A 17,807-nucleotide genomic window follows, 5' to 3' on the forward strand; every position below is an offset into this window, starting at 1 on the left:
GACGGCCGCCGTCAGGCGGCCTTCTCGAACAATTCCTGCGCGTTCAGGACGTCCTTGCCCTTCTCCCAGTTGCAGGGGCAGAGCTCATCCGTCTGCAGCGCGTCGAGCACGCGCAGCACTTCCTGCGGGTTGCGGCCGACGTTCAGGCCGTTCACCGCCGCCCACTGGATGGTGCCGTCCGGATCCACGATGAAGGTGGCGCGCAGCGCGACGCCCGCGTTCTTGTCGAGGATGCCGAGCGCGGAGGACAGCTCGCGCTTCACGTCGGCGAGCATCGGGATCGGCAGGTCACGGATGTCGTCGTTGTAGACGCGCCAGTTCAGGTGGACGAACTCGCTGTCGGTCGACACGCCGTAGACCACCGCGTCGCGGTCGGCGAACTCGCCGGCGAGCTTGCCGAAGGCGGCGATCTCGGTCGGGCAGATGAAGGTGAAGTCCTTCGGCCAGAAGAAGACGATCTTCCACTTGCCCGCATCGGTCTCGCTGGTGATCTCGGTGAAGGACTTGCCGGGGCCGCCGAGGCCCTCCTTGCCGCCCTTCACGGCGGTCAGGGCGAAGGTGGGGAAGGTGTCGCCGACGGTCAGCATGCGGTCGTGCTCCTCAAGGTTGCGGGGGCCGCGAAGCCCCTTTGTGCACTGCACTATGTGCAGCGCAGCAATGCCCTTGGAGGGCTCATCCTGTCCAATGAGAGATTTCGAAGAAATCGATCGATGTTTTCGATTTGATCGGAATTCACCGATGGATCAAATCGATAAGCCACTGAATCAGCGGCGAAGCTCCATCTGGATCGGCCCGTCCCGTTCCCCACGGGCGAACTGGTCGACCATGGCGTTGCCGGTATCCCCGAGGGTCGCCGCCGGCCCTCGCCAGACGATCTTCCCCTTGTGCAGCATGGCCGCGTCGTCGCCGATCCGGCGCGCGCTCGCCATGTCATGCGTGATCGACACGGCGGTTGCGCCGAGCCGCTTCACCACGTCCACGATCAGCCCGTCGATCACCGCGCCCATGATGGGGTCGAGGCCGGTGGTCGGCTCGTCGAAGAAGATGATGTCGGGCTGCGCCGCGATGGCGCGCGCGAGGCCGACGCGCTTCTGCATCCCGCCCGAGAGTTCCGCCGGCGAGAGATCCCCCACGGACGCGGCGAGCCCGACCTGCGCGAGCACCTCCGCCGCCTTGTCGCGCGCCTTGGCCCGCGTGATGCGCTTCTGCGCCAGCAGCTTGAAGCAGACATTCTCCCAGACCGGCAGGCTGTCGAACAGCGCCCCGTTCTGGAACAGCATGCCGATGCGGTCGTTGAGTTCGTCGCGTTCGCGCCGCGGCATCGCGAGGATGTCGCGGCCATCGACCTCGATCGTCCCGGCGTCGGGTTGGATCAGGCCGAGGATGCACTTGATCGTCACCGACTTGCCGGATCCCGACCCGCCCAGGATGACCATCCCGTGCCCCGCGCGGATGTCGAGGTCGACGCCGTCGAGCACCTTCTTCTCGCCGAAGGCCTTGGCGAGGCCGCGCAAGCGGATCTTCGGGACCATTTCGTTGTGCGCTTTCGTGTCCACGAAAGCGCCCCTCAAGCGCCGGGCGCCGCACATCCGTGCGGCTTGGCTTCGCGGCACCTGCCGTGGGCCGCATTCGCGGCCTCGACCCGCGTCGTGGCCGCGGGCCGCCGGTGCGGTCGAATGCGTTGCTTCTGGCTCATCGCGCGAAGAACATCTCGGTCAGCACGTAGTCGAGCGCGAGGATGAGGATGGAGGACGACACCACCGCCGCGGTCGTCGCCGCGCCGACGCCCTGCGCGCCGCCCTTGCTGTTGTAGCCGCACCAGCAGCCCATCAGCGTGATGACGAAGCCGAACACCGACGCCTTCACCAGGCCCGAGACGACGTCCATCGTCTGCAGGAAGTCCATGGTGGCCTTGAGGTAGGAGAGCGACGCGAAGCCGAGCTTCGTCGTCCCGATCAGCCAGCCGCCCATCACGCCGAGGACGTCCGCCACCACCACGAGGAAGGGCAGCGCCACCACGCCGGCGAGCAGCCGCGGCGTCACCAGGTACTTCATCGGGTTGGTGGACAGCGTCGTCAGCGCGTCGATCTGGTCGGTCACGCGCATGGTGCCGATCTCGGCCGCGAAGGCCGCGCCGATGCGCCCGGCGACCATCAGCGCCGCGATCACCGGGCCGAGCTCGCGGGTGATCGACAGCACCACGACGTTCGCGACAGCACCTTCGGCGTTGAAGCGCGCGAAGCCGGTATAGGACTGCAGTGCCAGCACCATGCCGGTGAAGATCGCGGTCAGCGCGACGACCGGCAGGGAGAAATAGGCGATCTCGACCAGGTGCCGCAGGAACAGACGCCCGTAGAAGGGCGGCCGGACCAGGTGCGACAGCCCCTGCAGCGCGAACAGAGCGACCGCCCCCACCGTCCGGCAGGCTGACAGAACGCCTCGCCCGACGGCCGCGACGGGGTTCAGGACCAGGTCCAAGCCCTCAGCCCCGGAGGTAGTCGCGGACGTAGCGCGCACCGAGGGAGGTCAGCACCTCGTACCCGATGGTCCCCGCCCGCGCGGCGACCTCGTCCGGGCTGCAGCCGGCGCCGCCGATCAGCGTCAGGCGGTCGCCGGCGGCGATCTCCGGCAGGTCGGTCACGTCGAAGGTCGTCAGGTCCATGGACACCCGGCCGATGAGGGGCACCGGACGGCCGCGGAAATCCGCCACCGCCCGGCTCGAGAGGCTTCTCAGGTAGCCATCCGCATAGCCCACCGCAACCGTCGCGACCCGGCTGGGCCGCCCGGCGGCCCAGGTCGCCCCGTAGCCGACTGGGATTCCGGCCGGGATCTCCCGCACCTGCAGCACCGGCGCATCGAGCCGCACGACCTGCCGCATCGGGTTCGGTCGGTCCGGTGTCGGATTGATGCCGTAGAGCGCGCAGCCCGGCCGCGACAGATCCGAAGCGAAATCCGGCCCGAGGAACATGCCGGAGGAATTCGCGAAGCAGCGCCGCGCGGCCGGCAGCCCCTCGCAGGCGTCCGCGAAGCGCGCGGCCTGTGCCGCGTTCATCGGGCTCGACGCCTCATCCGCGCAGGCGAGATGCGTCATCACGTAGAGAAGATCGACGCCGGCCAGCAGGCCATGATCGGCCGACAGCCGCGCCAGCTCCCCGGCATCCAGGCCGAGTCGCGCCATGCCGGTATCGACATGCAGGATGGCCCGCCGCGCCACGCCCGATGCCCTGCCCGCCCCTGCATGGGCCGCGACGTCGCCCAGCGAGTTCATCACCGGCACCAGCCCGGCGTCGTCGTCCTCGCCCGGCCGGAAGCCCCCAAGCACGGCGATCATCGGCCCCGGCCCGATCGCCGCGCGCAGGTCGATCCCTTCCTGCAGTTGCGCGACGAAGAAGTGACGGCAGCCCGCCGCACGCAGCGCGCGACCCACCTCGGCGGCGCCGAGCCCGTAGCCATCCGCCTTCACGACCCCCGCGACGGCCCCCGGCGCGCCGCGCGCGGCGAGGTCCTTCCAGTTGGCGACGATGGCAGGCAGGTCGACGGTCAGAACGGCTTCGGTGGAAGCGACGCGCGGCATCACAGGTCCTTGCGGTAGAGCAGGAAGCCGCCATGGGCGGCGACCCGGTCGTAGAGCAGTCGTGCCTGGGCGTTCGTCTCGTGCGTATGCCAGTAGACGCGCTGCGCGCCCAGGGCCTTGGCACGCGCGTAGAGCGCCTCGATCAGCGCGCGCCCCACGCCGCGGCCACGCGCCTCGGGCGCCGCGAACAGGTCCTGCAGGTAGCAGGTGCAGCCCTCGAGCATCGTGTTGCGGTGGTAGATGAGGTGGGCGAGGCCAATCAGCCGCCCATCCGCCTCCGCCACCAGGCATTCCATCGGCTCCAGGGCCTCGAAGAAGCGCGACCAGGTCAGGCGGGTGATTCGCTCCGCCGGCGCGGTCGCGCCTTCGCGCCCGTAGAAGGCGTTGTAGCCGAGCCAGAGCGGCAGCCAGGCGTCGTAGTCCTCCGGCCGCGCGAGGCGGACCGTGACGGCGGCATCACTCACGGAAACCCTCGTCGTGATGGGTGTCGAGATCGCCGAAGCGCGTGAACTCGGATTCGAAGAACAGCCGGATGGTGCCGGTCGGGCCGTGACGCTGCTTGGCGATGATGAGCTCCGCCTTGTTGTGCGCCAGCTCCATGTCCTTCTGCCACTTCTCCGTGGCCTCGTGGAACTTCTCCGGATTGTCGAAGTTGAGTTCCTTGGGTTGGCGCTGCTGCAGGTAGTAGTCGTCGCGATAGACGAACATGACGACGTCGGCGTCCTGCTCGATCGACCCCGATTCACGCAGGTCGGACAGCTGCGGCCGCTTGTCCTCGCGGCTCTCGACCTGGCGCGACAGCTGCGATAGCGCGATGACCGGCACCGCGAGCTCCTTGGCGATCGCCTTCAGCCCCTGCGTGATCATCGAGATTTCCAGCACGCGGTTCTCCGGCCGCGTGCCGGCCGCGGGCCGCATCAGCTGCAGGTAGTCGACGACGACCAGGTCGAGACCCTTGGTCCGCTTCAGCCTGCGGCAGCGCGTGCGCAGCGCGGAGATCGTGATGGCCGGCGTGTCGTCGATCCACAGCGGCAGGGAGGCCAGTTCGCGGCTCACCTCCACGAAGCGGTCGAAGTCGCGCTGGCCGATCTCGCCGCGGCGGATGCGATCGCCTGAGATGCGCGCTTCCTCCGACAGCAGACGCGTCGCGAGCTGGTCGGCGCTCATTTCGAGCGAAAAGATCGCCACACCGCCGCGCGGCACGGCATTGGGGTCCTTCTCGCGGGCCTCGCGCAGGATCGACTTCGCCGCGCCGAAGGCGACCTTGGTCGCGAAGGCGGTCTTGCCCATGCCGGGACGGCCCGCGACGATCAGCAGGTCCGACGGATGCAGGCCGCCCATCTTCGCATCGACGTCGCGCAGCCCCGTGGGCAGGCCCGACACGCCGCCGGGGGTGCTGAAGGCCTTTTCCGCATTGGTGACGGCGATGGTGAGCGCACGTTCGAAGGAGACGAAGCCGCCATCGCCCGCCCCACCTTCCTTCGACAGGTCGAACAGCGCCTGTTCGGCCGCTTCCAGCTGGCCCTTGGCGTCGAGTTCAGGCTCCGCCCCGAAGGCGCGGTTCACGACCACCTCGCCGAGGTCGATCAGCTGGCGCCGCAGATACGCGTCGTAGATGACCTTGCCGTATTCCCCGGCATTGATGATGCCGACCATGGCCGAGAGCAGCTGCGCCAGGTAGGCCGGCCCGCCGACCTCCTCGAGCACGCCGGAATGCTCGAATTCCGCGCGCAGCGTCACGACGTCGGCGAGCTGCCCCGCTTCGATGCGCCGCTGGATGGACTGGTAGACGCGGCCATGGATCGGATCGGCGAAGTGCTCGGCCGCGAGGAACTCCGAGACGCGCTCATAGGCCTTGTTGTTCGCGAGCAGCGCGCCCAGCAGCGCCTGTTCCGCCGAAAGGTTCGACGGCGGCAGGCGTTGCGACAGGCCGAGCAGGCTGCCTGCCGCGGGATCGATTTCATTCATCGGCGCAGTCTACTCCCACCGGGCAGAGTCGCCCGCTGTGGATCGGGTGGATAACGGGGGAAAGCGCAGATCGCGCGCGCCCGTCACCCGGCCGCGCGCCTCACGGCGTGGCGGTCGTCACCGCCACCTCGTCGCCAGGCGCGAGGCGCGTGGCGAAGGCCATCATCGCCGCGTTCTCGATGGTGACGAGGCGTCGCCCGCCCTGCGCCCCGCCCATCACGAAACGACGCCCGCCGACTTCCACCGCCTCGACGGTGCCGAGCTGGACGCCGGGGCGCATCGGCGTGCCGGGCCGCGGGGGCATCATCAGGCGCGCGGTGCCGCTGCCGTCGTAGGCGGCGACGACCCGCGTGCCGGGTCGCAACTGCCGCAAGGAGCGGAATTCCGGCCCGGCCCGCAGCCCCAGCGTGCCGCCGCTGGCCGTCCGCAGCACCACCTCGCGCGAGGACGGGTCCACCGCCTGGACGGTGCCGTAGGCGGCGAGACCGGTGGCCACCAGCGCCGGCTGGCCTGGCGGCAGGTTGCGGATGAGGACGTCCGGGCTCGTCGCCACCTGCGCCGACGCCGGCGGCGGCGGCGCCTGGGCGCAGCCGAGAAGGACGGCCATGCCGCCAAGGAGGGGCGCGCCGATCACCAGGCGCCTGCGGAACGCGTGTACCGTCACCTGGACCTCTCCCTTCGAGACCGTGTGACGATGTTCCGGTTACAGGCGCGCCGGCGCAAGGATTCCCTGCGCGTCCGGCTCCGTCGCGAAGCGTCAGGCGCCGCGCGCCAGCAGCGCCCGCGCCAGACGGTCGAATTCCGCCACGCTCAGCGTCTCCGCCCGCCGCGCACCGTCGATCCCGGCGGCGGCGAGCAGCGCCTCCGCCTCGCCCAGCGACTTCAGCGCCCCACGCAGCATCTTCCGCCGCTGGCCGAAGGCGGCCGCGGTGGTGCGTTCCATCGCCGCGAACAGCGCGGGGCCGGGGTCCTCGGCATGGGGCGTGAAGCCCACGACCGCCGACCACACCTTGGGGGGCGGGCTGAAGGCCCCGGGCGGCAGGCGCATCAGCAGGTCGCAACGGCAGCGCCACTGCGCCAGCACCGACAGCCTCCCATAGGCCTCCGTGTCCGGCGCGGCGCAGATCCGCTCGGCGACTTCCTGCTGGAACATCAGGGCCATGCCCTCGATCGCGGCGGCGCGGCGCAGCCACCCGACCAGCAACGGAGTCGCGACGTTGTAGGGCAGGTTCGCCACGATGCGGCGCGGGGCCGGCAGCAGTTCCGCCGGGTCGACGCGCAGCGCATCTCCCTCGACCACCCGCAGCCGCCCCGGATGCAGCGCGGCGAGTTCCGCGAGGACCGCCACGGCCCGGCGATCGAGCTCGACGGCGACGACCTCCGCGGCAGGACTCGCCAGCAGCGCCCGGGTCAGCCCGCCGGGGCCGGGCCCGACCTCGAGCACGTGCCGCCCCGCCAGGTCCCCCGCCAACCCGGCGATACGCGCGCAGACCGCGGGATCGAGCAGGAAATGCTGGCCAAGCGACTTGCGTGCGTCGAGACCGTGCCGCGCGACGGTCTCGCGCAGGCTCGGCAGGTCGGGGGGGGTCACCGGCCCGAGGTCAGCGGCGGCGCGGCGCCGGCTGCTGCTGCGGCTGCTGGGCCGGCTGCTGCGCCGAGGCCTCGGACGCCTGCGCGGTGTTGCGGATGTCGATCTGCGCGCGCCGCTGGAGGTCGCGCAGCACCTGGCGGGAGGTGAGCTCGACCCGGTCGCGCAGGATGCGGTCGCGCGCCTGTTCGGGCGTCACCTCCGCCAGATTGCGCGTCTCGCGCGAGCAGACCACCAGCACCATCACGCCGTCGGGCGAGATGATGGGCTGGGACGGCCGCCCGATCGGCAGGCTCGCAAGCAGTTCGCGCAGCTCCGGCGGCGAGACGGTGTCCTGGCGGATCTGGCCCGGATCCGCAGGCCGCGACCCGCCCCGCGCGGCGGCCTCGACCGCCTCGCAGGACCGCGCCGTCTCCGACAATTGCTGCCCGCGCTCGACCTGGCGCAGCTGCTGCGCGGTCGGCGCGTTCGGGTTCACCTGGCCCTCGAAGGGGAAGAAGGCCTGGCGCAGCGTCAGCATGGTCGCCATGTCGCGCCCCGCGGTGCGCTTCTGGCGCAGCGTGACGATGACGAAGCCGCCCGGCACCCGGATCGGGTTCGACACCGCGCCCTCGGGCATCTGGCGCACGATGGCCGCGACTTCCGGATCCAGCCGCTCGGGCGAGATCCAGCCGAGGTCACCGCCGAGCAGCGCGCTCTGCGCCTGGCTGAACTGCGTCGCGACCATCGGGAAGGGCGCGCCCTGGCGCAGGCGCGCGATGATGTCGCTGACGAAGCGCTGGACCTCGGCGTCCTGGCCTGGATTCGAGACCGGGATGAAGATCTCCGAGACCAGGAATTCCGGCTGGCCGGCGCGGGCGTTCTGGGTGGCGATGAAGTCGGCCACCTCGGGGTCGGTGACGTTCGCCTGGTTGCCCAGCTGGCCGCGCAGCAGGCGGTTCCAGCCGATCTGCGCGCGGATCTGGTCGTACAGCACGCGCGGGTCGATGTTGGCGCGGCGCAGGTTCTCCCGCAGGCCGCCGGGGGGCAGGCCGTTGCGGCTCTCGATGTCGCCGACGGTGGTCGCGATGTCCTGGTCGGTCACGGGAATGCGGCGGCGCGCCACTTCCTGCGTGCGCAGGCGCTCGTCGATCAGCAGGCGCAGGATCTGGTCGTTGGCGCGACCGCCGGTGCCCCCGGTCAGTCCCGCCGAGAGGGCAAGCAGCCGTCGCCGGCTCTCGACCTCGTTCAAGGTGATGACGTCACCGTTCACGACCGCGGCGACGCGGTTCGTGCCCTGGGCGGGAGCCGGCGTCGACAGGGCGAGGAGCCCGGCAAGGGCGGCCGCGGGGAGGGCCGCGAGGCGCAGGGCGCGCCGGACGGCAGGGATCTTCTCGGCGGTCATGGCCGGCCTTCTTAGGACTTCGGGCCGCGTGGGGGAAGCGTCGAGGCTGTTGCCGTCCCGGTCTCAGATCGCCCGGAAGCCGAAATCGCCGATCGTCTTCAGCCCGATCCGCAGCAACAGCAGCGTATTGGCGGGATAGAGGTTCCCGGTCGACGGATCCTCGGCGAAGCGCTTGAGGAAGCGGGCCTCCAGGATGAAGCACTCATCCTCGTAGCCGGCGGTGGCGGTGACGGCGACGGGCCGGTTCAGCTCGAGGTCGTAGCGACCATAGGCACTCACGCGCCAGTGGCCGAAGCGCTGCGTGACGCCCGCGGCGATCTCGTTGCGCGTCTGCACCGGCGTCAGGTAGGGCACCGGCGGCGTGTAGAGATAGCCGCCGGACACCGAGGTGCCGCTGTCGAAGTTCACCGTCGTCGACAGGTCGAGGAAGCGGACGGCGCCGTCCTCCTGCGCGAAGCGCCCGCGGCCCATGAATTCGAGCCACGGCACCGGCAGCACGCGGGCGCGGCCGACGTAATCCGATGCACGGTTCTCGAGGCCGCTGCCCGTGTAGAACGGCCCACCGTCGTTCTGGACGCGGTAGGAGGCGCCGGCGAGGCCTTCGAGCATGCCGCCGTTCGGGAAATGCCAGGCGCCGCGCAGCGCATAGTCGAAGCGCGTGCCGCCTTCCTGCCGGTCCCGCCCGCCGAAGCGATTCAGGTTGAACAGGTTCGCGTCGGTGAACTCGTAGTCGATGCTGTCTTCGTTCGGGACGTTCGTCTGTTGCCCGGTCAGGGGGCCGGTGACGACCTGCAGGCGCGGCTCGATGACGTGATGCCCGTACTCGCCGGCCGAGCGGATGAAGGGCATGCGCCAATCCAGCGCGGCGCGGATGTTGCCCGTCGCCACCCCGCCATTGTTCGCCGTGGTCGAGAAGTTCGGCGCCCCGGCGAGGTCCGTGTAGTTGTAGCCCGAGATGTCGCTCACCGCGCGCACGGTCCACAGGCCACCCGCGCTGTCGGCGTAGGGCAGCGAGTAGCCGAGGCGGACGTTCGCCCGCTGGGTGTCCGTGCCGGCGTCGCGGAAGGTCGCGAAGTTCCAGGTGTCGAAGGTGAAGGTGCCGCCCAGGCCGTCGGTCGGCGCCCGCCAGTCGTAGTAGATGTTCGGGAAGACGACCGGGATCTGGCTGTTGTCGTCGGTGGACCGCAGCCCCTGGTAGATGCTGCTGTCGATGCGGGCGTAGGAGTCCGTGCCCCAGAAGCCTTCGGTATAGGCGTTGGTGAGCAGCAGGCGACGGGCGCCGAAGCGGAAGATGCGGAGGTATTCCTCGCTGCTCGCGCGATTGAGATCGAAGCCGGCGCGCCAGTTCTCGTCGATCGCGAAGCGCCCGCGCGAGAAGATGTGCCCGGCGAACCCCCGCGGCGTATCGGAATCGCCATTCAGGTAGCCGATCGAGCCATCGGCCTGGATCTCACCGAAGTTGAAGCGGCGACGGTATTCGAGGCCGAGATTGGGCGCCTGCCGCGTCGCGATCAGCGGCCGCAGCACAAGGTCCTGATTCTCGTCGATCGCCCAGTAGTAGGGCGTCACGACGAAGCCGCCGAGGTAGCTCGTGATGCCGAAGGTCGGGCTGAGGAACCCCGACTGCCGGGGCGCCGACCCCGACGGATGCTGCAGGTAGGGCGTCCAGAGCACCGGGACGCCGGCCATCTCGATGAAGGCATCGCGATAGCGCACCTGCCGGGCGGTCTGGTCCAGCGTCGCTGTGCGCGCCCGCAACTGCCAGATGGGCGGGGCGAGCGGGTCTTCCCGGCACGGATCGCAGGACGAATAGACGACCCGGGACAGGTCGAACAGCGAGCCGTCGGTGCGCCGCGCGCCATTCGCCGCGACACGGCCGTTCTGCGCCAGCAACCCGCGCAGCCCCTCGAGCACGCCATCGCGGAACTGGTTCTCGAGCACCGCGCTGTCCGCGAAGACGATCTGGCCGTCGCCTTCGATGAGCTGGACGTTGCCGCGCGCCGTCGCGACGCCGGTGTTGCGGTCGTAGGTGAACTCGTCGGCGCGCAGCACGCGGGCGCCCTGCCAGGCCTCGACATGGCCGCGCGCGACGACGAGGGCGCGGTTCTGGTCGTACTCGACCTCATCCGCGGTGAAGGTCACGGGCTGCTGGTCGTCGGCGGGCGAACCGGACGTCAGCCCCGGCAGGCCGGGCCGCGCCGCGGGCGCCGGCGCTGACGCGGCCGCCGCGGCAGGCGGCTCGCCGGGCAGAACCGGCGCGATGTTAGTCGGCGCGCTGATGGGCGGCGTGACGACGGCCTGGCCGAAGGCCGGTCCGGCGCCGAGGGCGAGGGCGGCGAGGAAAGGCGCCCGCCAGGTGATCTGCGGCATGGCGCTAACCGTCCTCGAGATGCAGCAGCAATGCGGTGGCGAGCAGGAAGCCCGCCCCGGCCGGCGCCCAGGCGGCGAAGACGACCGGCAGCGTGCCGGCCTCCCCGAACTCGCCGGTCACCTTGTCGATGACAAAGAGTGCGAAGCCCGCCGCCACGCCGCCGCCGATCATCTGCGCGACGCCGCCACGACGGGAGGATCGCATCGAGAAGCCGGCGGCCAGCAGCGCCATCACCGCCGCGAGCAGGGGCAGCGCCAGCAGCGACTGGAAGTGCAGGCGGTGCCGAACCGCGGAGAAGCCCGCGCCCTCCAGCACCTCGATGAAGGACGGCAACGCCCAGAAGGACAGCGTGTCGGGGCTCGCGAAGGATTCCTCGATGCGCGACGGCGTCAGGTCGGTCGGGATCTCGAGCCTCTGGGCCGGCGCCGGCACGCGGTCCGCCCCGAAGACCACGGCATCCGGTATCAGCCAGCGCCCCGGCGTGAGGATGGCCGAAGCGGCCTCGACCCGCGCCAGCGGCCGGTCCTCGGAGGACAGGCGCCACAGGCTGACCCCATCGAGGCGGAAGGCTTCCCCGGGGCGCAGGTCGCGCGCCGCGACCGGGCGTCCCGACAGGATGGCGACGCCGCGCGGCTCGATGCCCGGATCGGCCTGCCGCAGCCACAGCCGTCCGCCGGCCAGCGCGGTGATCCCACCCGTGTTGCGCAGGAACTGCTGATCGAGGCGCTCCGCCCGCGCCAGCATCGCCGAGGAGACGGGCGAAATGGCGCCGGTCGCCAGCGCACCGAGCGTGACGGCCACCGCCACCGGACCGGTCAGGAACCCCCAGGCCGAGACGCCCGCGGCGCGCGCCACCACCAGCTCCGAGGAGCGCGTCAGCCGCCAGAACGCGACGATGCCGCCGAGCAGCACCGCGAAGGGGAGGATCTGCATCGCCACATAGGGCAACCGCAGCGCGGCGATCTGGCTGACCAGGCCGAAGGTGGCCTCCGGCCGTGTCGCGGCGCGGCGCAGCAACTCGATCAGGTCGAACAAGGCGACCAGACCCGCGAGCGCGGCCAGCATCGCCAGGGTCATCGCCGCAAAGCGCCGCGAGACATAGAGCGTGAGGGTGCGTGCGAGCCTCATGTCTCGGCCGCCAGCGGCGGGGGCGCGGGCCGCGGCATCCCCGGCGCGCCCATCATCCACCAGGTCGCGACGATGCCCGGCAGGATGGCCTGCACCCAGATCAGCGGCACCCAGGCGTTGTTGCGCGCGGCCATGTTGCCTGCCGTCAGCCCGAAGGCGAGCAGCGCCACGACGATGGCGATGCCGACCGCGATGCGCGCCCCGCCGCCATGCCGCCGGAACTGCCCGGTCAGCCCGACAGCCAGGGCCACCAGCGCGAAGGACAGGGCGGTCAGCGGCGAGGAGAGGCGCTGATGCGCCTCGGCATAGAAGCGCCGGATATCGCGCTCGCGCAGGCCCTCGGCCGGGTCGGGATTGAGCAGTTCCTCGATCGAGCGTTCGCGCGAATCGCGGCTGCGTGCCTCGTCCCCCCGGCCGGTGCGGGCGAGGTCGATGCTGTTCTCGCTGAAGGACAGCGTGTTCAGCCGCAGGGGCGGCGTGCCCGGCGCGGCGCCGGCGGAGCTCTGCTCGACCTGCTGGCGCACGCCGTTCAGCAGCGTCACGCGCGGGCCGTTCGCCGTGGTCGTGATGCGCCCCGCCTCGGCCAGGATCGTCACCGGTGCACCGGTCTCGCGCTGGTCATGCACCAGGATGCCCCGCAGCGTCCCGTCGGGGTCGCGGTAGCGCGCATAGACGGTCAGGTCGTCGCCGACCTGGGAGAAGACGCCTTCCTGCAGCAGCACGCCGACCAACTGATTGCGGATCTCGAACTGCCATTGCCGGAAGGCCGTATGGCTCAGCGGCACCAGCCAAAGGTTCAGGAACAGGCAGATCGCGGTCGAGACCAGCGCCACCAGCACCGCAGGCCGCGCGAGCCGCCATTGCGACAACCCCGCCGCGCGCATCACCACGAGTTCGCGATCCGAGGCGAGGCGCACATAGGAGAACAGCACCGCGACGAAGGTCGTGATCGGCAGGATGACCGCGAAGAAGTTCGGCAGCATCAGGCTCGTCAGCTCGACGAAGACGACGAGCGACAGGCCGCGATCGAGCACCAGCTCGATGAAGCGCAGCGACTGCGTCAGCCAGACCAGCGCCGCCAAGCCGATCGACACGGCGGCGAGCGCGACGGCAAGCTGGCGGAAGATGTAACGGTCGATCCGGGTCATGCGGGCCGGGGGGAAACTAGAGGTTTGTCCCCCGCGCCGGAAGCCTTGACGCCGGGCGGGGCCGGACAGGTGCCCCGCGGCCGCCGCGAAAGGGCGAGGTCAGGCCCCGCCGCGGTCCGCGCGGACGGACAGGGTGCCCGCGAATCCCGCGACGTCCTCCACCACCTTCCCTCCCTGGAACGTGATGGCGTGGCCGAGCGCCTTGCCGGCGTGGTGCAGCAGCCGCCCGGCAACCTCGGGGCGGCCGTGGCGGGCATGATAGATCCGCCGCGACCGCGCCATGTGGAAGGCCTTGAGCCACCGGACACGCAGGGATGGCGGGGTGGACCGTCCGCCCTCGTGCTCGGCCACGGCGTCGGGGACGTAGATCACCGACCGGCCGCGGGCGCGCGCCGCGGCGCAGATCTCGTCATCCTCGTAATAGAGGAACAGCGCCTCGTCGAAGCGCAGCCGGTCCGCGCGTCGGACCAGCATCGCCGCGCCGGAGACGAAATCGACGCAGACCGGACCCTCGGGCCAGGCTTCCGCGCCGCGCTTGCGGGGAAAGGCGCGGCGACGTTGCTGCGCGACGTCGTAGGACCGCACGCGCCGGCCGCCCGCCCCGGCGATCGCCGGCGCGACGATCGCCGCATCCGGGCAGGCGTCGGCGACCGCGACCAGCGCTGCGAGCGCCCCGGACGCGAGGCGCGCATCGGGATTCAGCAGCAGCGCGTAGTCCGTCTCCACGAAGTCGAGCCCCGCATTGCAGCCCGCGCCGAATCCACGGTTGACCAGGCTGCGGACGATGCGCGCAGCGGGCGCCGAGGCGGCGACCCGGTCCGCCGTGCCGTCACGGCTCGCATTGTCCACCACGACCAGGGACACGCCCTCCGGCAGCGCCGCGAGAAAACCCTCGATCACCGCGCCGCTGTTGTAGGTGACGGCGACGATGGTGACGCGGGCGGGGGCGTCGCCGGTCCCAGGCCCGCCCGGCGCCGCGGCGCTCAGGGCAGGACCTTGCCCGGATTCATGAGGCCCGCGGGATCGAGCGCCGCCTTGATGCGCTGCATGGCGTCGAGTTCCGCCCCGCCGCGCCAGGCTTCCATCATGTCGGTCTTGAGCCGGCCGATGCCATGCTCGGCCGAGAAGGATCCGTCGAGCTCGCGCACCACCGCGTTCACCGTGTCCATGATGTCGTGGCTGCGGGCGAGGAATGCCGCGCCGTCCATGTCCACCGGCTGCTCGAGGTTCATGTGGATGTTGCCGTCGCCCATGTGCCCGAAGGGCACCGGCCGCGTGCCGGGGATGAGCGCGACGCAGGCCGCGGATGCCCGGCGGATCAGTTCCGGCACCTTGGAGACGGGCACCGAGACGTCGTTCTTCACCGAAGCGCCCTCCTTGCGCTGCGCCTCGGGGTGTTCCTCGCGAATGCGCCAGATCGCCTGGCGCTTCGCCTCGTTGCCGCCGATGACGGCGTCGAGCACCTCGCCCTCCTCCAACGCCGCACCCAGCACCTGTTCGGCGAGGCCCTGCAGGTCGGCATCGGCGCGGGTCGAGGCGAGGTCGACCAGGATGTAGTGGTCGGCGCGATCGGCGACCGGCAGCGTCACGCCGGGGATGTGCTTCACGGCGAAATCGACGCCGACGCCCGACATGTATTCGAAGGCGCGGATCGCGGTCTCGTCCGCCTCGCGGAAGCGGCGGAAGACATTGAGGGCGGCATCCTCGTCGCGCACCGAACAGAACAGAACCTCATTCGCGCGCGGGCGGGCGAAGAGACGCAGCGTCGCCGCGGTGACGATGCCGAGCGTGCCTTCCGCGCCGACGAACAGATGCCGCAGCGCGTAGCCCGTGTTGTCCTTGCGCAGCCGCCGGAGCCCGTTCCAGATCTGGCCGTCCGGCAGCACGACCTCGAGCCCGAGCATCAGTTCGCGTGCATTGCCGTAGCGCACGGTGGTGTTGCCACCGGCGTTGGTGGACAGCACGCCGCCCACCGTCGCCGTGCCCTCGCCACCGAAGGACAGCGGGAACAGGCAATTCGCGTCGGCCGCCGCGTCCTGGGCCGTCTTCACCACCACGCCGGCCTCGGCCGTCATGGTCATGTCGACGGGATCGAGGGCGCGAATGCGGTTCATGCGCGCGAGCGAGAGCACGACCGAGCGCCCGTCCTCCGACGGCGTCGCGCCGCCGACCATGGAGGTATTGCCGCCCTGCGGCACGATCGGGATGCCCGCGGCGGCGCAGGCCTTGACGCAGGCGGCGACCTGCTCGGTCGAGGCCGGGCGCAGCACCGCCATCGCCTTGCCCTGGTAGAGGCTCCGCCAATCGGACAGCGCCGGGGCGATGTCGGCGGGGTCGGTCAGAATGCCGGCGGGGCCGAGCAGAGTGGCAAGGGCGTCGGGCAGGACGGGGGCGTTCATGGTGAGCGGAAACTCCGCGCCCGGGCGTGCCGGGTCAAGCGGCCGCATGGCCGATTCTCGCTGGGCCGACGGGAGCCGGCCAAGCCTTCGCCCACGACGAGCCGCTGGGGCAAGTATTCGTTGCTCGGTTCGTTCGTCTTCCGGAACGTACAGAAGCGTATCGGCAAGATCGAGGTCTGACGGCAACTCGAGACAGGTTGGAACCTCGTACGCGACGCGGCGATCCCCGCCCTGGTGCAGGAGACCGCACGCTTCCGGCAGCAACTCGACCAGGCGCGAGGCGCCTGGGACGTCGCGCCGGAATGCCGGAACGTCCGTCCGGTCGGCATCATCTTCGGGCTCGGCGGCCTTGCGGCGGCGGGGGCTTCACCCCTTGCCGGACATTCGCGCGAAGACCATCCGGTCGCGGTTTTCCTGCATCAGCATGGACAGGCTCGGGATCCTGCCCAGCCCCAGGCCCTGCGGCGGGCCGCCCTCGGGGTCGGCCTCGACCTTGCCGTAGGGCTCGCTCGCGACCTTCTCCCACTTTCCGGCGGGCTTCTTCACCTCGATGGTGACGACCGTCGCCTTCAGCAGCATCCGCACGATCGCCTCCTTGGGGGAGGTCGGCTTGGTCAGGCTGGGATGCCCGCCGATCATCTGCCAGCCATTGGCGAGCGCCCAGGCGGTCAGCGCATCCTTGTCCATCGCGGGGGTCCTTCGGGTCAGGCGGCACCCTATGGGCCGACTGCCCGGCTGCCGCAATCGCGGTCAGCCCGGCAGCACGGCCCCAAGCACGCGGGCGTAGTTGCCCCCCAGCACCTTGGCCGCACTCGCCGGGTCGAAGCCGACCGCCAGCAACGCCTCCGCCAGGTCGGGCGTCAGCCGGTACTCCTCGAAGGAGGCCGGAGAGAGCAGCCCGCGCATGTCGCTGCCGACGCCGACATGGTCGATGCCGATCGCATCCACCATGCGCGCGATGCTCTCCGCGTAGGCCCGCACCGAGGGAGGCCGGTCGACGATCGGCCAGACGCCGACCACCCCGCCCGTCGCAGCCACCAGCCGGGCGTGGTCGGCGGTCACCCAACGGCTGCGCAGGCTCGGCCGGCGCGCTATCGCGGTGTGGGAGAGCACGAGGGGCTTCGTCGTGACCTCCGCCGCCCGGCGCACCAGCGGCTCCGTCCCATGGGCGACGTCCACCAGGATGCCGAGTCGGTTGCAGGCGCGGACCACCTCGGCGCCGAATCCGGTCAGCCCGCCATGGACGGGGGCGGCGGTCTGGATGTCGCCGAGCTCGTTCACCCGGTAGTGCACCAGTTGCAGGTGCCGCAGGCGCTGTTCGCGGAACAGGACCTCCACGCGCTCGATCCGGCCTTCGAGCATGTCGGCGCCCTCGGCCGCGACCACCACGGCCGGCGGCGCGCCAGCCTGGCGGCTGCGCGCGAGGCCCGCCCGGTCCGTCACGACCACGAGCCCCTCCCCCGCCACCAGCGCCTGCAGCCGGGCGAAGGCGGCGAGGCCGTGCTGCCAGAGTTCCCCCGGATCGGGCTCGCGGAACGCTTCGATCCGGTTCTCGACCACCTGGGTGGTGGGCGTGTCGGCGACCATGGCGAGCGCAATCAGCGTCATCCCGCCCTCGCGCATCGGCGCCGCCACGGGCTGGAACGGCCGCTGGACGGCGCGTCGGGCGAGGATCACCCGCCCCGCATGGCTGTGGAGGTCGGCCGGCCGCGCAGCCGCGACCAACGCCTGTGCCGCACCGGAGCCCTGCGCGCGCGCCACGCGCGGCGCCGCGCAGACCAGCGGCGCGGCGAGCAGCGCCCGGCGCCCCATCCCGAAGACGGGCGACGGCAGGGGCAGGACGCGCGCGGCCTCGAAGCGACCGCGCCAGCCCTCGCCGGCGACCCGCCGCCAGACGCCTTCCACCCGCAGCCGTCCTGGCCTCGGCCGCCACGGCATGGACAGCGTGACCTCGACCGTCGTGTCGGGATCCGGCCGGCAGCCGAGGCAGCATGCGGCCTCGGGGACCAGCAGGAGGCCGCCATCGGTCGTCGCGGCATCGGGCGGGAAGGCCTCGCCTTCGAGTGCCGCCCTGGCGCCGTCGGCCGGTTCCTCCCCGCGCTGCAGCGCGGTCCAGGAGATCAGCGCGGCGGCGGCGGGTGCTTCAGGCATGGCGCGCCGAGCGTCCCGCCGCCCGTCCCCGCCGTCAACGGCCAGCCGGGGCCTCGACGCGCAGCCGGTGGCCGTCCGGGGCCAGGGCGGCGACGG

General features: G+C 71.3%; 16 protein-coding genes. All 16 read right to left on the reverse strand.

What is annotated here, in order from left to right:
• Nucleotides 1-11 precede the first annotated feature (11 nt).
• Nucleotides 12-587, reverse strand: a complete 576-nt coding sequence (locus GWK16_RS04005) for a peroxiredoxin (protein WP_170052638.1) — start codon at nt 585-587, stop codon at nt 12-14.
• Between the two features lie 177 nt (nt 588-764).
• A complete protein-coding gene (locus tag GWK16_RS04010; RefSeq protein WP_170052892.1) occupies nt 765-1,532 on the reverse strand; it encodes an ABC transporter ATP-binding protein in 768 nt (255 codons plus the stop codon).
• Between the two features lie 160 nt (nt 1,533-1,692).
• A complete protein-coding gene (locus tag GWK16_RS04015) occupies nt 1,693-2,478 on the reverse strand; it encodes an MlaE family ABC transporter permease (protein ID WP_168040442.1) in 786 nt (261 codons plus the stop codon).
• Nucleotides 2,479-2,482: 4 nt separating this feature from the next.
• Complete coding sequence (gene alr, locus GWK16_RS04020) at nt 2,483-3,574, reverse strand: alanine racemase (RefSeq protein ID WP_170052639.1); 1,092 nt, start codon at nt 3,572-3,574, stop codon at nt 2,483-2,485.
• Complete coding sequence (locus tag GWK16_RS04025) at nt 3,574-4,038, reverse strand: GNAT family N-acetyltransferase (protein WP_170052640.1); 465 nt, start codon at nt 4,036-4,038, stop codon at nt 3,574-3,576. Before GWK16_RS04025 ends, alr begins: the two co-directional genes overlap by 1 nt.
• Nucleotides 4,031-5,542: a replicative DNA helicase gene (locus tag GWK16_RS04030; protein WP_170052641.1), complete on the reverse strand. Its 1,512-nt coding sequence runs from the start codon at nt 5,540-5,542 to the stop codon at nt 4,031-4,033. Before GWK16_RS04030 ends, GWK16_RS04025 begins: the two co-directional genes overlap by 8 nt.
• A gap of 100 nt (nt 5,543-5,642) precedes the next feature.
• On the reverse strand, nt 5,643-6,206 hold the full coding sequence (locus tag GWK16_RS04035; protein WP_170052642.1) for a hypothetical protein: 564 nt from the start codon (nt 6,204-6,206) through the stop codon (nt 5,643-5,645).
• A gap of 93 nt (nt 6,207-6,299) precedes the next feature.
• Entirely contained in the window at nt 6,300-7,133 is an 834-nt protein-coding gene (gene rsmA, locus GWK16_RS04040) for a 16S rRNA (adenine(1518)-N(6)/adenine(1519)-N(6))-dimethyltransferase RsmA (protein WP_338144400.1), read from the reverse strand.
• Nucleotides 7,134-7,143: 10 nt separating this feature from the next.
• Nucleotides 7,144-8,514: a peptidylprolyl isomerase gene (locus tag GWK16_RS04045; protein WP_170052643.1), complete on the reverse strand. Its 1,371-nt coding sequence runs from the start codon at nt 8,512-8,514 to the stop codon at nt 7,144-7,146.
• Between the two features lie 63 nt (nt 8,515-8,577).
• Nucleotides 8,578-10,884 carry an LPS-assembly protein LptD gene (locus GWK16_RS04050; protein ID WP_170052644.1) on the reverse strand — a complete coding sequence of 769 codons (2,307 nt, stop codon included), beginning with the start codon at nt 10,882-10,884 and terminating at the stop codon, nt 8,578-8,580.
• A 4-nt stretch (nt 10,885-10,888) separates the two neighbouring features.
• The gene (gene lptG, locus GWK16_RS04055) at nt 10,889-12,013 is read right to left on the reverse strand and encodes an LPS export ABC transporter permease LptG (RefSeq protein WP_170052645.1); all 1,125 of its coding nucleotides are present in this window, start codon (nt 12,011-12,013) and stop codon (nt 10,889-10,891) included.
• Nucleotides 12,010-13,161 (reverse strand): LPS export ABC transporter permease LptF, encoded by a 1,152-nt coding sequence (gene lptF, locus GWK16_RS04060; RefSeq protein WP_170052646.1) that lies wholly within the window; start codon nt 13,159-13,161, stop codon nt 12,010-12,012. Before lptF ends, lptG begins: the two co-directional genes overlap by 4 nt.
• A 99-nt stretch (nt 13,162-13,260) precedes the next feature.
• Nucleotides 13,261-14,238: a glycosyltransferase family 2 protein gene (locus GWK16_RS04065; protein WP_338144413.1), complete on the reverse strand. Its 978-nt coding sequence runs from the start codon at nt 14,236-14,238 to the stop codon at nt 13,261-13,263.
• Nucleotides 14,145-15,560 (reverse strand): FAD-binding oxidoreductase, encoded by a 1,416-nt coding sequence (locus tag GWK16_RS04070; RefSeq protein ID WP_170052648.1) that lies wholly within the window; start codon nt 15,558-15,560, stop codon nt 14,145-14,147. Before GWK16_RS04070 ends, GWK16_RS04065 begins: the two co-directional genes overlap by 94 nt.
• A 366-nt stretch (nt 15,561-15,926) precedes the next feature.
• Nucleotides 15,927-16,247: a hypothetical protein gene (locus GWK16_RS04075; RefSeq protein ID WP_170052649.1), complete on the reverse strand. Its 321-nt coding sequence runs from the start codon at nt 16,245-16,247 to the stop codon at nt 15,927-15,929.
• Nucleotides 16,248-16,310: 63 nt separating this feature from the next.
• Nucleotides 16,311-17,711, reverse strand: coding sequence for a dipeptidase (locus GWK16_RS04080; RefSeq protein ID WP_170052650.1), 1,401 nt, complete (start codon nt 17,709-17,711; stop codon nt 16,311-16,313).
• Between the last annotated feature and the right edge of the window lie 96 nt (nt 17,712-17,807).

The organism is Neoroseomonas marina (assembly GCF_012927745.1).
In the GTDB taxonomy this organism is placed as follows: domain Bacteria; phylum Pseudomonadota; class Alphaproteobacteria; order Acetobacterales; family Acetobacteraceae; genus Neoroseomonas; species Neoroseomonas marina.

Coding starts and splice junctions, on each gene's coding strand:
- GWK16_RS04005 (WP_170052638.1), bottom strand. CDS start 587: ATGCTGACCGTCGGCGACACCTTCCCCACCTTCGCCCTGACCGCCGTG.
- GWK16_RS04010 (WP_170052892.1), bottom strand. CDS start 1,532: ATGGTCCCGAAGATCCGCTTGCGCGGCCTCGCCAAGGCCTTCGGCGAG.
- alr (WP_170052639.1), bottom strand. CDS start 3,574: ATGCCGCGCGTCGCTTCCACCGAAGCCGTTCTGACCGTCGACCTGCCT.
- GWK16_RS04030 (WP_170052641.1), bottom strand. CDS start 5,542: ATGAATGAAATCGATCCCGCGGCAGGCAGCCTGCTCGGCCTGTCGCAA.
- GWK16_RS04045 (WP_170052643.1), bottom strand. CDS start 8,514: ATGACCGCCGAGAAGATCCCTGCCGTCCGGCGCGCCCTGCGCCTCGCG.
- GWK16_RS04050 (WP_170052644.1), bottom strand. CDS start 10,884: ATGCCGCAGATCACCTGGCGGGCGCCTTTCCTCGCCGCCCTCGCCCTC.
- lptG (WP_170052645.1), bottom strand. CDS start 12,013: ATGAGGCTCGCACGCACCCTCACGCTCTATGTCTCGCGGCGCTTTGCG.
- lptF (WP_170052646.1), bottom strand. CDS start 13,161: ATGACCCGGATCGACCGTTACATCTTCCGCCAGCTTGCCGTCGCGCTC.
- GWK16_RS04070 (WP_170052648.1), bottom strand. CDS start 15,560: ATGAACGCCCCCGTCCTGCCCGACGCCCTTGCCACTCTGCTCGGCCCC.
- GWK16_RS04075 (WP_170052649.1), bottom strand. CDS start 16,247: ATGGACAAGGATGCGCTGACCGCCTGGGCGCTCGCCAATGGCTGGCAG.
- GWK16_RS04080 (WP_170052650.1), bottom strand. CDS start 17,711: ATGCCTGAAGCACCCGCCGCCGCCGCGCTGATCTCCTGGACCGCGCTG.